Origin of the sequence: Rubripirellula reticaptiva, from assembly GCF_007860175.1 — a bacterium.
Classification (GTDB): Bacteria; Planctomycetota; Planctomycetia; order Pirellulales; family Pirellulaceae; genus Rubripirellula; species Rubripirellula reticaptiva.
In genome coordinates, this window is the sequence record NZ_SJPX01000006.1 from 630112 (window position 1) to 643018 (window position 12907).

Here is a 12907-nt window from a genome sequence, read left to right on the forward strand (position 1 = left end):
GCACAAACTTTCATGCAACCTTTTGCGGATCTTGGAATTGGAACAGGGAAACCGCACCTTGACGGCCCCAAAACCCACGAAACACGGACTGTCGTTGGCGTATCGATCGTGAACAACGGACGTCAATCCGAGATTAAATTTCCCCTCTAAATTCGATCACCTCGTCGACGCAGACAGACGCAAGTCTGAAATGGATCGATTGATTCAACTCGCCAGCTCCAGACGTTTGGCTAGAAACGGAATGGACATCGATCAACGGTCAACGATCAACGATCAACGATCAACGAAGTGATTCGGGGGGGGCGTTGCATTCCAAGCATAAACTCGAAAACAAGAGTCACGACTTTCACTTACCATGTCGCAAAGAATCACGCGACATCTTGGATCCGCTCTGGTGTCTAATGAACTCAATCTTTTGTTGTTTTGTCACTACTTAGAAGTTGCTGCTCTGATGCCTCACCGATTCACCCGCCGTTGCGCTGCGGTTCTGTTGATGGTTCTCGTATCGCAAACCCAAATGCTTCATGCTCAACCGCCATCCACACCAACTTCGCCGACCGCGGACTCCTATCACGGCGTTAAGGTTCAAGACAACTACCGCTGGCTAGAAGACTGGAGTGATCCGAAGGTCAAAGCTTGGAGTGAGGCCCAAAACGCGTACGCCAGACAAACGCTCGATGCTCTGCCGAACGTCGAAGCGATTCGCGAGCGTGTTACTGAGATCATGTCGGACGAATCAATCTCGTACGGCGATCTTCATTTCGCGAGCGGAAAGTACTTTGCGATTAAAAAGCAGCCTCCAAAGGAGCAATCATTCCTGATCACGTTTGGTGATTTACAGTCGCCTGATCAAGCCACCGTGCTGTTTGATCCGAACGTAATCGATACCAAAGGCACGACTTCGATCGATTGGTACGAGCCGTCACCTGATGGCAAGCTTGTGGCGATTTCAATTTCGACTGGTGGCAGTGAAGTGGGGAATGTGTCGATCCTTGACACTTCCAGTGGCAAACAGGTTTTTGAAGTGGTACCGCGAGTGAACACGGGTACCGCCGGAGGCGATCTGGCTTGGACACCGAGCAGCGACGGTTTTTACTACACCCACCATCCGCGACCAGGTGAACGCGACGAATCGGATTTGAATTTCTATCAGCAACTATTCTTTCACAAGTTAGGGACCGATAGTGCGACCGACCGATTCGAACTTGGAAAGGACTTCCCTCGGATCGCCGAGATCGAAGTGGAGGTCAATCATTCAACCGGCCTGGTGCTTTGCAATGTCCAGGACGGCGACGGCGGACAGTTCAGCCACTTCATTCGGTCGCCATCAGGTTCCTGGGTGAAGTTGAGCCACTTCGGCGACAAACTCGTGCAAGCTACTTTCGAACCCAACGGCAGTGTTTTGGCGATCACCCGCGAGAACGCCGCGAAGGGTAGGGTCATTCGACTGCCTGATCCGGTGAATGAACCCAACAAACAATTGCCGGTCATCGGTGAAAACAACGATACGGTCGTGACGAGCTTCTATCGTGCACCGCCTAGTTTGCTGGCAACGCAGGACCGGATTTACGTGACTTACCAATTGGGCGGTCCGTCGGAGATTCGCGTCTTTGATCATGATGGGCAACAGCTCGCGGCACCGAAACAGCTGCCCATTTCCAGCGTTGGCGGGCTCGAGCACTTGACTGACAATGACGTCCTATTCAGCAATGCGTCCTATGTTCAACCCACTCAGTGGTTGCGTTTTGATGCATCCAATAACAAAACCATTCGCACAGCGCTTTCAAGCCAATCTAAAGTTGGCTTCAGCGATGTTGCAGTCAGTCGCGAGTTTGCCACGTCAAAGGATGGCACTCAAATTCCCGTCAACATCATTCGCCCCAAATCAACGACAAACGCGGGACCTTTGGTGCTGTACGGCTACGGTGGCTATGGCATCAACTTGACGCCCGGCTTCAACGCCGCCAACAAAGTGCTTTTGGAACAAGGGGTGACTTACGTCGTCGCCAATATTCGTGGTGGCGGGGAGTACGGCGAGCAGTGGCACTTGGATGGCAACTTGACCAACAAGCAAAACGTGTTCGATGACTTTCACGCCGCAGCAAAGTACTTGATCGAAAAGGGTTACACGACATCCGAGCAATTGGCGATCATGGGCGGATCCAACGGCGGACTGCTGATGGGTGCTATGCTTACCCAACATCCAGATCTTGCCAAATGCGTTGTTTCGTCGGTTGGCATCTACGACATGCTTCGCGTTGAATTGTCGCCAAATGGGTCGTTCAACATCCCTGAGTTCGGGACAGTAAAAGACCCTAAACATTTCAACGCGCTTCGTGCCTACTCGCCGTTTCACAATGTCCGCGACGGCGTCGAATATCCAGCCACGATCTTTTTCACGGGAGCCAATGACCCGCGTGTTGATCCGATGCAATCACGAAAAATGACGGCGCGAATGCAAGCGGCCAATCCAGGTGGCGCACCGGTGCTGTTGCGAACCAGTGCTAATTCGGGACACGGCGGGGACACGGGCTTGTCCCAACGAATCGAAGAATCCGTTGATCGAAATGCGTTTCTTTTCTATCACCTCGGCGTGGAATCTGAGCGACATAGTCCACATTGATCACGGATGCCGTCACGTTCGTAACGGGATTCAGGCTTCTTGCTTCAGACTTGAAGAATCTCGATTTAACGGCATTTGGCTCGTGCGGTACCGCTAAATCGTAAGACCAATCGCCCAAGCGTTGGCAGTACCGGGCCTCACAATCCGGCAAGTTGCTTTTCAGCGTCGCCGAAGCGATCCCGTTTGACGCCCATCCGATCCATGATCGACAGATACATACTGCACAGTTTTCGGTCGTCATCGTCTTTGCCGACATAATCCAGCACGCGCCCCGTTTCGAATTGGCCCGACAAACCGCCGGTCAGCAGAACGGGCACCTTGCTGGAATCATGCGCGTTGCCTGACCACATGCTCGATATGAAAAGCAAACACGAATGATCAAGCACCGTTGCATCGCCTTCCGGCATCGAATCGAGTCGCTTCGCCAAATAAGCATATTGATCACAGTAGTAACGTGAGATCCGTTCGTACTCGTCTGAACGATCACTGTGCGACGCTGAGTGGTGAGTGCTAGCGACGTCTAAGAATGGATAAAACAGACCTGATAAATCTCGGTTCAACAGCAGTGTCGCCACACGTGACTTATCAGTTTGGAAACCAATCGCGACCAGATCGCACATCAATCGCATGTGCTCGCGAATGTCTTCCGGCAGTCCGTCATCGGGACGCTTCATCGCGGCAATGGGTTTGCCGTGGTCTTTGGCACGCGTCGCCGCCTTGGCGTGAGCGGCACGCATCGACGCTGCCCGCTTTTCCACTTCGCGAACGCTATTCAGATACTCGTCCAACTTGGCGCGATCGGATTGGCTGACTCGACGACTGAGCGAAAGTGCATCTTCATGGACGCGGTCCAGAATGCTTTCGTCGCGTCGACTGCCTTGATTATCAAACAACGCGTCAAAGGCCAGAGACGGATAAACTTCCATGGGCACCGGCGATGTCGCGTTCTGCCACGAGATGTGCGAGCTGTAGGCCATCGAAAAGTTGGTCTCGTGATAGCCGGTCACCGGTTGTTCGCAGCCGAGCACTAGACTGGGAACGGCCGTTTGGTTTTCGAAATGATTGGCGAGGACTTGATCCATGCTGATGTCGCCACGCAACTCAGAACCCTTCTGCAACGACGCACCGGACAAGATGTTGCCGGTTTGTCCGGGATGAATCCCAACCTCCGTTGCGTTCTCGTTGAACAAGCCCGTGATGAAATTTAACTTGTGTTTGATCGGTTCCATCGGTGCAAGGCTCTTGCCGAGTTCCATCTCCTTGCCGCTGCCCTTGGCCCACCAGTGATCTTGGTTGATGCCGCAGCCCATGAACAAGGCTGCAAACCGATTCGGCGAAGGCGCGGCATCGTTGCCGACGACCGTTTCGGTTCCCCAAACGGGAATCGATTCCAGCCACGGCAGTGCCATCGCAACCCCGGTACCACGTAAAAGTGTGCGTCGAGAAATCAGACGAGTCGGCATAGGACGGTTCACGGATTCACCACGGATGCTTGCAGAGGGATACGGACGCGTTTGTTCAAAAAAGCCGGACTCGTCACGATCACTTCCATCATTGAAGAGATTCGATAGTCGTTCGCTGCCAATCGATCTTTCATCATTTCAATGGTCATCTCGTCGGATAGCTGAAGCGTTCGACCGAGCCCAAATGCCAACAGTTTACGACAAAGGTTATCAACAAAATCATCTTCGCGTTCTTGTCGAATGTAGTCACGTAGCCCGTTTAGCCCACGGCCCGCAGTGTCATCAGGGAATACAGCGGAATCGTCAATCAAGCGGCCGCCGAGATCCTGCTCACGAAGCTCACCGACGGGGCCATAACCTTCGAACACCAGTCCCATTGAATCGATGCGGTTGTGGCACCCAGCGCAAGCAACGTCTTGTCGATGGCGAGCCAGTGTTTCGCGTAACGTCAGTTCGCCCAATTGAGATTCATCGGCGGGAAGTTCTGGTACCGTTGCAGGAGGCGCGGGAACCTGTTCGCCCAACATTCGTTTGATCAACCAATTGCCGCGCTTGACGGGGCTCGTTCGTAGGCCTGGTGAATTGTTCGTCAGGAAAACCGCCATGGGCAATAGTCCACCTCGACCAAAGCGGTCCGCTTGGTCGATGCGAACCCAATCCTGATCCGATTCCTTGAAAAGATCTGTCGGCTCGACTGACTCAGTCATGCCGTAGTGATCCGCCAAAACCTGATTGACGAACGTGTGGTCGGCATAGAGACATTCCAGAACGGAACCATCGCGTGCGATCAAGTCGCTTAAGAAATGAAGCGGCTCATCAGACATCGCTTGACGAAGTTCGTCGGTAAATGTCGGAAAACGATTGCGGTCAACACCGTTGTGCTCCGTGAATCGACGGAAGTCCAGCCAATTGCCGGCGAACTCGATCATGAATCCGCTGGCACGATCATCATCAAGCATGCGTCGCATCTGCTGGACCATCATATCAGGATCGTGCAAGCGGCCTTGCTTTGCCAGATCCAGCAACGCATCATCAGGCATGCTAGACCACAAAAAATAGCTTAGCCGACTGGCCAACGCGTAGTCTCCCAGCGGTCGCACGGCCGCGTCGCCAACATCAGTTTTATTCTCTGTCTCGTCCGGCAAATCGATTCGGTAACAGAAATGCGGCGACATCAAGACGCTGACCACGCTGTCGCGAATCGCATCCTCGTGGCTCAGTCCATCATCGTCGCGCATCGCATGATAGAACGACCGGATCGAGTCTGCTTCCCCTTTGGATAGCGGCCGACGAAAGGCTCGCTCGGCAAATTGAACAACCGCCGCGAGTTGCACTGGCCCTGCTTCGGCACTCAACGATTCGAGCCGGCGAAACGTTTTCGACATGTCCGTGAAATAAGTTCGAATCGCTTGGAGTGCTTCGTCGCTTGCTCCCACGCGCTTGGCCTTGTCACAATAAGCATCCGACAAACCAGCAACCTTATCTGCCGAAATACAATCTTTGTCCTCTGCTCGATATCGGTCAAACACACGGTCTCGCATGAACTGAGAATCCGTGCGATCGAACCAGATGAATCCGGCATACTGACGCATCGGCGCCGACGCCACAAAATCGAGTTCCAACCACAATCGATCCAACTCTCGTTTTTCGGAATCATCGAGCATCAGGTCATACAACGGCGCGTCGTCGCGAAAATATCCCATTTGGCTATGGAACCCGGCGCTCAAGTATCGCCCCGTCAGCTTCTTCTCGCTCTTCTTATCCAAGTACACACGAGCTCGTTCGGAAACGAAAAACTGGTCGGGAAACAAGTCGCAGAATCGTTCCAACGATTTCGTGTAGGCAACCTGGTCAGTATTGTCGGAAACGCGAAACGCTTTCGCGGCACTGGAACCAACCGCTAAACCGAAGGTGTCATCGGGCAAGTTACCTTCGACGTAACGTCGTCGATTCGCAACGAACTGTTTGTTCTTCCACAACACGAGTGGCTGTGATCCATTATTGATTTGCGGCGCGGTTAAGTTGGCAACATCGGGAACTAATGATGTTCGCAGATTTGAAAGGAACGTCGCTATCGCCTGACATCCCAAACGAGCGGTCGGCCGGTCATCGGGATCGGTCGTTTCCGGTAGCTCATTGAACAGAAGCTTCAAAGTTGCAATTGGACCGACAGCATTTTCTACAATCGGTTCACTGAGCAGTTCCCAGAGCGTCTCGCAGTACCGCGTGCTAAGCCCATCGCCGACGGCCATTTCAGAAAGCGACACGTCGCCTTGCCCAAGCGCGACACGATTCTTGAATTTCCAAAGCACAAAGAAGTAATCGGCATAGTCTATATTTTGCCGCCGATAGAAATCGATGATTCGATTGACACAAAACTTGTCACGATCGGTATCAGTGATGACGGCATGCGGTGCGAATTCCAAACCACTTGGCGTCAAAGCCATGTGCTCGGAAACCTTGCGTGCCGCTTCGAGATACTTTTTCAACAGGGCAGGGGACATCGCCAGCGACTCGCCGGAGTTGTCGAAGCCGGCCTCGTTGGCTGGGTCCACCGGAAACGATTCGGCGGGTCGAATGTCGGCGCCGGTAAGATCGCGAATTGTGTAATTGTATTCACTACTGCTAAGACGCCGTGCCAGCACGATCCCAGGGTCACCGCTGGTCCGTTTCGCCTCTGCGTCTTTTACCTGTTCGATCCAGTCGATCACCGCGTTTCTTTCTGCATCGTCTGGATAGAGCTCGGCGCCTTCGGGCGGCATGTCACCAGCTTGCAAGCGTTCAAGAACGAGCGACCAACGGCGAAAGTTTTTCACGACCGCTGCCGTGTCCGTGTCGGCGCTTAAGTCCAGGTCGCCTTCAGCGGTTTCGTCGTTATGGCACGATAAACAGTTCGATCGCAGCATCGGCTCAACGGTATCACGAAACGCAAATTGCATCGCGTCATCGGCTTTAGAGATACCAACAAATAACCCGATCAAAACCGTAGCGGTGAAACGCGTCAGAAACATTGAGTGCACCGGAAGATCGGGCGGCGGGAGGAAAGCCGGTTAATTCGGCGGCGGGACCTCCATCCTATACCAATACCGAACTGCAAACTAGCGAATTAGCCACTCGAATCATTCTTCCCAATCGACTTGGTGTTGCAATTGCGTTTCGCCTGACAGATCACGGATTTCCAGCATTGCGGAGGGCTCTACTGCATCCCAGTCAATCCGAATGACGCCGTAGTTCGCCTGGTGAAAGGTATTGGGTAGATGGCGAAAACGATTCTCGGTGGGGGTACCGCGTCCATGCAATTGGTTGAAACTGCTGGAGGTAAAATCGTAAATCGGATACGGCACGCCTTGCGAAAGCGAAGACAATTCGGACCAATGCCGATCGCCGCTGATGAAGATCACTCCGTTGGCGTTCGTTGACTTCAACAGGTCTAGCATTCGATGTCTCTCGCGTGGCAGGTTGGACCAGGTTTCCTGCCCAACTGCTTCGGCGAGGAACTGGATGCTGCTAGCGATGATGCGAACATTGGCGGGTTTTGACAACTGTTCTTCCAACCATGTCCACTGATCTTCGCCGAGCATCGTTTTTGACGGATCACTGTCCGGCAACCAAGATCCGCCGATACGTTTATCCCCCTGCTTTAGTGGTGAACGAAAGTAGCGAGTGTCAAGCATGATCACCTGCAACCGCTTCTCCGGCGGCCCGAAGAACTTCGCGTCATAAACGCCAGGACGCGAGCGAGCTTCTACGCTTAAATCGTTAAACCAGAAGTCTTCAAAAATCCGTTCCGATTCCAATCGCTTCGAGTAGTCGGCTCCTCCATCGTTGACACCAAAGTCGTGGTCATCCCAGGTTGCCAGCGTTGGACATGACTGTCGAAGTCTTTGAAACCCACGATCTGAACTAAGCACAGCGTACTTTGCTCGCAGCACATCCATGTCTTCCGTGTCGCCGTAGATATTGTCGCCCAGAAAGATCATTAGGTCAGGCGACAAGTCGGCCATCTTCGCGAGCAGAGGCATCGGTTGTTCCTGCTTGATGCACGACCCGAAAAACACTTGGCTGACAGTTCTTGCACCTTCCTCGCCGCGTTGCAGTGCCGATCGAATGGACTCGGATACCTGAACAGCGAGTTGCTGATAACCTTCGGCCGTAAAATGGACGTCGCCAGGTTTCTTAAACATCTCGGTTGAAAACTTGCGTGACAGCTTGTTCAAGTCGTTGACCACGACGCCATGTTTCTGCATCACACGTGCGGCAACTGCGTTGTACTTCAAGTCATCATCAACTCGTCGGCCAGCTTCAAGCTGGGGGACCACAGTTGTGTTGGCCCAAATCAAAGTCGCATTTGTTTTACGCAGTCGCTGGACGAGTTGATTCAGATTCTGCTCGTATTGCTCGAGCGAAGTGGTCAGTGTTCCCCTTTCTTTGTCTCGTTGACCCTGGACCTTCGATTCCGGATGCCGATAACAAAGATCCCACAGGCCCCAATTGAAATGGATGACGTCCCACTCCGTATCGCCGAGCCACGCATCAATCTTCGCAAGGCCGGTGCCAGTGTGCTGGGCGTTGCCCTTGTGGTGAACAACGTTCGCTTCATCATGCATCATTGCGATGACGTTAGGAGTGTATCCCAACGAAATGGAATCACCGATGACCAGCACGTCCGGTATGTCCGCCGAATTGGCGTTCGAAATGCAGAATAAGACGAAAAACGACAGCAGAAATATTTTGTTCATCTAAGTGGGCACGCAGGTCAAAGCAGAGCAGGATGTCTTGTTCACGCATGCAGATCTTACCACCGGCGATGTTGGGTGTGGGCGGAAAGGTTGCCAAGCTAAACGCAGTCGCTGACGTTATCGCCCAAAAGATAACGAAGAGTTTCTACAAACGTAACGTGCACACAGCAGACTCACGACGTCGATGAGCCTCGGTAAAGCATCTCAGGTTTCTTTAGCTGCGTTGCGCGGGTGAGAGAGACGCGGTCGCTGCGGTTGGTGACGATGAACAACCTGTCACCCGATTGGATCGTCTGGTTTGGCTTTGGGTTTTTCAGCAAGCTTTGATCGGCGTGCCGGATCGCGACGACCATCATTCCACCTTCACAGGTTGATTGAAGATCGCCCAGCGAGCTTCCGATGATTTTGCTGGTTGATTCGATCGGGTACTCGTGAATCGATAGACCCAGACTTTGCAGGTCTGATCGCAATCGTTCGCTCTGTTTCGGATCCGATAGCAACGATGCCGCGTTGGGGCACGAGATCATATTGGCGATTTTTGTCGCGCCGATCGCGGCAGGTAGGACGACATGGTTGGCACCGCTGCGAATCAGTTTACGCTGTGTCGCAGTCGACTCGCCGCGAGCGATAATTTCAATTTCTTCGCTAAGCTCACGTGCTGTTAAGGTTATGAAAACGTTGGCTGCGTCATCCGGCAAGACAGTTGCCAGCACTCTAGCGCGAGCGATACCGGCACGCATGAGCGTGTCCTCTTCACCCGCGCTGCCGGTTACAACGAGATAACCCAGTTCGTCGGCTTGCGCGATTCGCTCTGGGTTGGAATCAACACAGACAAACGGCTCGTCCAGTTCTTTCAACTCGCTAGCAAGCATGCGACCTACGCGACCAAAGCCGCAGATGATCACGTGGCCGTTAGCCTGTTCAATTCCGCGACTCATTCGTCTGACTCCCAATACACGTTGAATCTCGCCTTCGGCAACCATTTGTACGAATCCACCCACGACGTAAATCCCTGAGGAACAACCCGCGACGATGATCAGCGCAGTGAAGACCTTCAGCCTTGGAGTATCAATAGGCTGTACTTCGCCATAGCCAACTCCGAATATGGTGATCACGACCATGTACAGCGAATCAACCAGTGACCAGCCTGCGATCGAATATCCGACCACCGCCGCCACACAAGTTGCGCAAAAGAAACCGATGCCGACGATCATTTTGCGAATTGAAGTGCTGTTTTGCATCACGCGGTTCGAAAGACAAGATCGTTCATTTTCCATTCACCTCGGCCACACAATCCGGCCTGATCGTTTCCTAACTTTCGTCGCAAAGAATATGAAAGTCCAGTCACTCGCACTTCGCCCACGATCCCGTTGTTTGCAGACTATCAGGCTAAGTTCAACTTCAGGATCAACGGCACATAACACCACCATGGTGATCTGACAGCACTATTCATGCCCAGATGAACCTGAGGCGCGAAAAACCGCAAATCCCGCAGTGTGACCTCGAACGATTGCCAAACTTTCGCCGTTCGTGCCAATGTTGCATGCACTGGCTTGCGCGAGTTCTGCGCAGTCGATGAGTCACCAAGCTTCGAACTGCTCCGGTTGACCGAATTCTACCCATCGTTTCGGCGATGCACCCGCTGCATTTCCTTGCCAGTCAACTATGCCAAAATGCAACGGCCGAGCCACGTCTTTTCGATTCATTTGGCTCGCAGGTCAAAGCACAACAGAATATCTTGGTCACGAAGGTAGAGTTTGCCGTCGGAGATAACCGGATGGGCCCAGGCCTTTTCGTCACTTCGGTCCGGCTGTTCAAATCGACTTTTTTCACGAAGACCTTCGGGCGTGGCTTCGATCAACGCGACGTCACCCGATTCGCCTCGCAAGTAAAGATGTCCGTCGGCATACACAGTGGCTCCCTTTCCGACACTGCGTCCCTCAAAGGCGAGCTCTCCGTTAGTGACATTGAGACAGCGAAAAACACCCCCGCTGGATCCATAGACGTGGGCGCCAACCAATACGACACCACCATGATGATTGGCGATCTCTTGGTTGGCGTAGAGTTCTTCGGTGCTCCATGTTCCGTCGTCATTCTTAATCACGAATGCATTACAGCCGACACCGTAACCCGACGTCACGAAGACAACATCATCGGCCACGACTGGTGTTGGGACGACGGCGGTCTTGCCTTCACGTTCAGCACGCCAGAGCACTTCGCCAGAATCCGTATCCACGCCCGCCACACTTTCACCGGTCAATTGCACATACTGTCGTTTTCCACCGATCGTGGCGATGATCACTGAAGAGTAACCGGCAGTATCAGTCCAACTGCTGGTTTGCCAAATCTTTTCACCGGTTTCACGATTCAGCGCCAGCATCGTTCCGTCACTTCCGCCCGGTGTGCAGATGACTTGACGCCCGTCGACGAGAGGTGATTCGCTGTATTTCCAACCCGACATCATCTCACCACCAAACCGCTCCACCAGATTCACGGACCAAAGAGATTCTCCGGTTTTCTCGTTAAGGCAAACCAAATCAGAGTGTTGATTGAGCACGAAAACTTGGCCACCATCGACGGTGGGCGTGCTTCGCGGTCCTTTGTACTTTTTGTGACCGCCGGCGTCGCCAATTTTTGTTTTCCAAACTGGTGAACCGTCCGCCTCGGAAATAGCAACCACGTAATTTCCGTCATCGAAATCGCCGAGTGTGACGATCCGCCCATTGGCAACCGACACGCTGGAGAATCCGCCGCCGAGCCCTTCCGCTTTCCACGCCAAGGGTGGACCTGATGCGGGCCACTGCGTCGAAAGGCCAGTTTCTTGCGATTGCGCATCACGATTGGGACCACGCCACTGAGCCCAATCGTCGCCGCGAACGGTTGGTGAAGTCAGAAGGAAAAAAATTACGCTCAGTAACCCGCTTCGCGAAAAGTCTGCGTTCATCAGTGACCCTATCAAGTGAGCCGAGGAATCCGTGCTTCCCCGAAAAGTTTACGTCGGAGCCGGTCTCCATCATACCTTCCCGGGACTCACGTGGAATGACTGAAACCGCCACACGCGGCTTCACTATCGCTGGTCAAAGATGCGTTGATAGAGTGTCAAATACTCATCAGCCATTCGATCGATAGTAAAACGTTCCGCGACGGCACGGCGCACGGTCGCGCGATCGATCTCGTCAATCCGCTCGATTGCCCGACTTGCTCCGGCGAGGTTGTCGACTAGGAATCCGGTGACGCCGTCGTCAATCAATTCGGGCATCGATCCACGCCGCGAAGCGATGACGGGCGTTCCGCACGCCATCGCTTCGATCACCGAAAGCCCGAACGGTTCGTCAAAGTTGATCAGATGCAAAAGTGCGCGGGCCTCGCCGAGGGCGCGTTGCCGCAGCGTTCCACCGACTGCTCCGTGATAGGACACTGTAGCGCCGTCAACGGCTGGCAAGACTTCTCGTTCGAAATAGTCTGCATCTTGAACGATGCCGTACATATGTAGGTTTCGCCCGCTAGCTTTTGCCGCCGCGATTGCCTCGGACGGGCCTTTATCAGGATGGATTCGCCCAAAGAAGAGCAAGTCGTCGCTGCCCTTCGGATGGAACGGGAACTCCTCAATTGGAATGCCGTGATGAATCGTCGCGGCGTAGCGCAGATCCGGATGACGATCGGCATCCGAGATGGCGACGTAATGAACCACGTCTTGAAATTCTGTGTACATCGGCAGGATGCGTTGGGACGAGAAACCGTGAATTGTGGTCACGATTGGTGTGTCGGTTAGACGCGAGAAAGCGTGTGCCGGAAAGTCCGCTTGATTGTGTATCAAATCAAACCGATCGGCTTGTTCAAAGAGGTGGGCAAGGTGCCGGAACTCCCAAACCTTTGCGTCAATCGAAGCGTCTTCTTCATAGGCGGCTGGCACAACACCGTCGAGCGCTGCATCGGTAATGCTGTCGAGTGTGGCGAAAAGCGTGACGTCAACGCCACGCTCGACGAGTGCTTCGGTCAACATGCTGGTGACAAGTTCCCAAGGGCCGTAGGTTTTTGGCGGCGTTCGCCAGGCGATCGGAGCCAACATTGCGATACGCATT

At 53.5% G+C, this 12907-nt stretch carries 7 protein-coding genes; 1 reads left to right on the plus strand and 6 read right to left on the minus strand.

Annotation, left to right across the window (positions count from 1 at the left end):
• Positions 1–394 precede the first annotated feature (394 nt).
• Positions 395–2623 (plus strand): prolyl oligopeptidase family serine peptidase, encoded by a 2229-nt coding sequence (locus Poly59_RS28055; RefSeq protein WP_222436184.1) that lies wholly within the window; start codon positions 395–397, stop codon positions 2621–2623.
• A 137-nt stretch (positions 2624–2760) separates the two neighbouring features.
• Here Poly59_RS28055 and Poly59_RS28060 read toward each other — a convergent pair whose 3' ends face one another.
• The 6 genes from Poly59_RS28060 to Poly59_RS28085 all read right to left on the minus strand — a co-directional run bounded on the left by Poly59_RS28060 (position 2761) and on the right by Poly59_RS28085 (position 12906).
• Positions 2761–4086, minus strand: coding sequence for a DUF1552 domain-containing protein (locus Poly59_RS28060; protein WP_146537375.1), 1326 nt, complete (start codon positions 4084–4086; stop codon positions 2761–2763).
• A gap of 8 nt (positions 4087–4094) precedes the next feature.
• Positions 4095–7097 (minus strand): DUF1592 domain-containing protein, encoded by a 3003-nt coding sequence (locus tag Poly59_RS28065; protein WP_146537376.1) that lies wholly within the window; start codon positions 7095–7097, stop codon positions 4095–4097.
• Between the two features lie 108 nt (positions 7098–7205).
• The gene (locus tag Poly59_RS28070; RefSeq protein ID WP_146537377.1) at positions 7206–8825 is read right to left on the minus strand and encodes an alkaline phosphatase D family protein; all 1620 of its coding nucleotides are present in this window, start codon (positions 8823–8825) and stop codon (positions 7206–7208) included.
• Between the two features lie 173 nt (positions 8826–8998).
• Complete coding sequence (locus Poly59_RS28075; protein WP_186776569.1) at positions 8999–10066, minus strand: potassium channel family protein; 1068 nt, start codon at positions 10064–10066, stop codon at positions 8999–9001.
• A gap of 461 nt (positions 10067–10527) precedes the next feature.
• Positions 10528–11769, minus strand: coding sequence for a PQQ-binding-like beta-propeller repeat protein (locus Poly59_RS28080; RefSeq protein WP_146537379.1), 1242 nt, complete (start codon positions 11767–11769; stop codon positions 10528–10530).
• A gap of 123 nt (positions 11770–11892) precedes the next feature.
• A complete protein-coding gene (locus tag Poly59_RS28085) occupies positions 11893–12906 on the minus strand; it encodes a glycosyltransferase family 4 protein (RefSeq protein ID WP_146537380.1) in 1014 nt (337 codons plus the stop codon).
• Position 12907: the final 1 nt, after the last annotated feature.

Excerpts from the sequence above, each read along its gene's own strand:
- Poly59_RS28060 (WP_146537375.1), bottom strand. The coding sequence starts at position 4,086 with ATGCCGACTCGTCTGATTTCTCGACGCACACTTTTACGTGGTACCGGG.
- Poly59_RS28065 (WP_146537376.1), bottom strand. The coding sequence starts at position 7,097 with ATGTTTCTGACGCGTTTCACCGCTACGGTTTTGATCGGGTTATTTGTT.
- Poly59_RS28070 (WP_146537377.1), bottom strand. The coding sequence starts at position 8,825 with ATGAACAAAATATTTCTGCTGTCGTTTTTCGTCTTATTCTGCATTTCG.
- Poly59_RS28075 (WP_186776569.1), bottom strand. The coding sequence starts at position 10,066 with ATGCAAAACAGCACTTCAATTCGCAAAATGATCGTCGGCATCGGTTTC.
- Poly59_RS28080 (WP_146537379.1), bottom strand. The coding sequence starts at position 11,769 with ATGAACGCAGACTTTTCGCGAAGCGGGTTACTGAGCGTAATTTTTTTC.
- Poly59_RS28085 (WP_146537380.1), bottom strand. The coding sequence starts at position 12,906 with ATGCGTATCGCAATGTTGGCTCCGATCGCCTGGCGAACGCCGCCAAAA.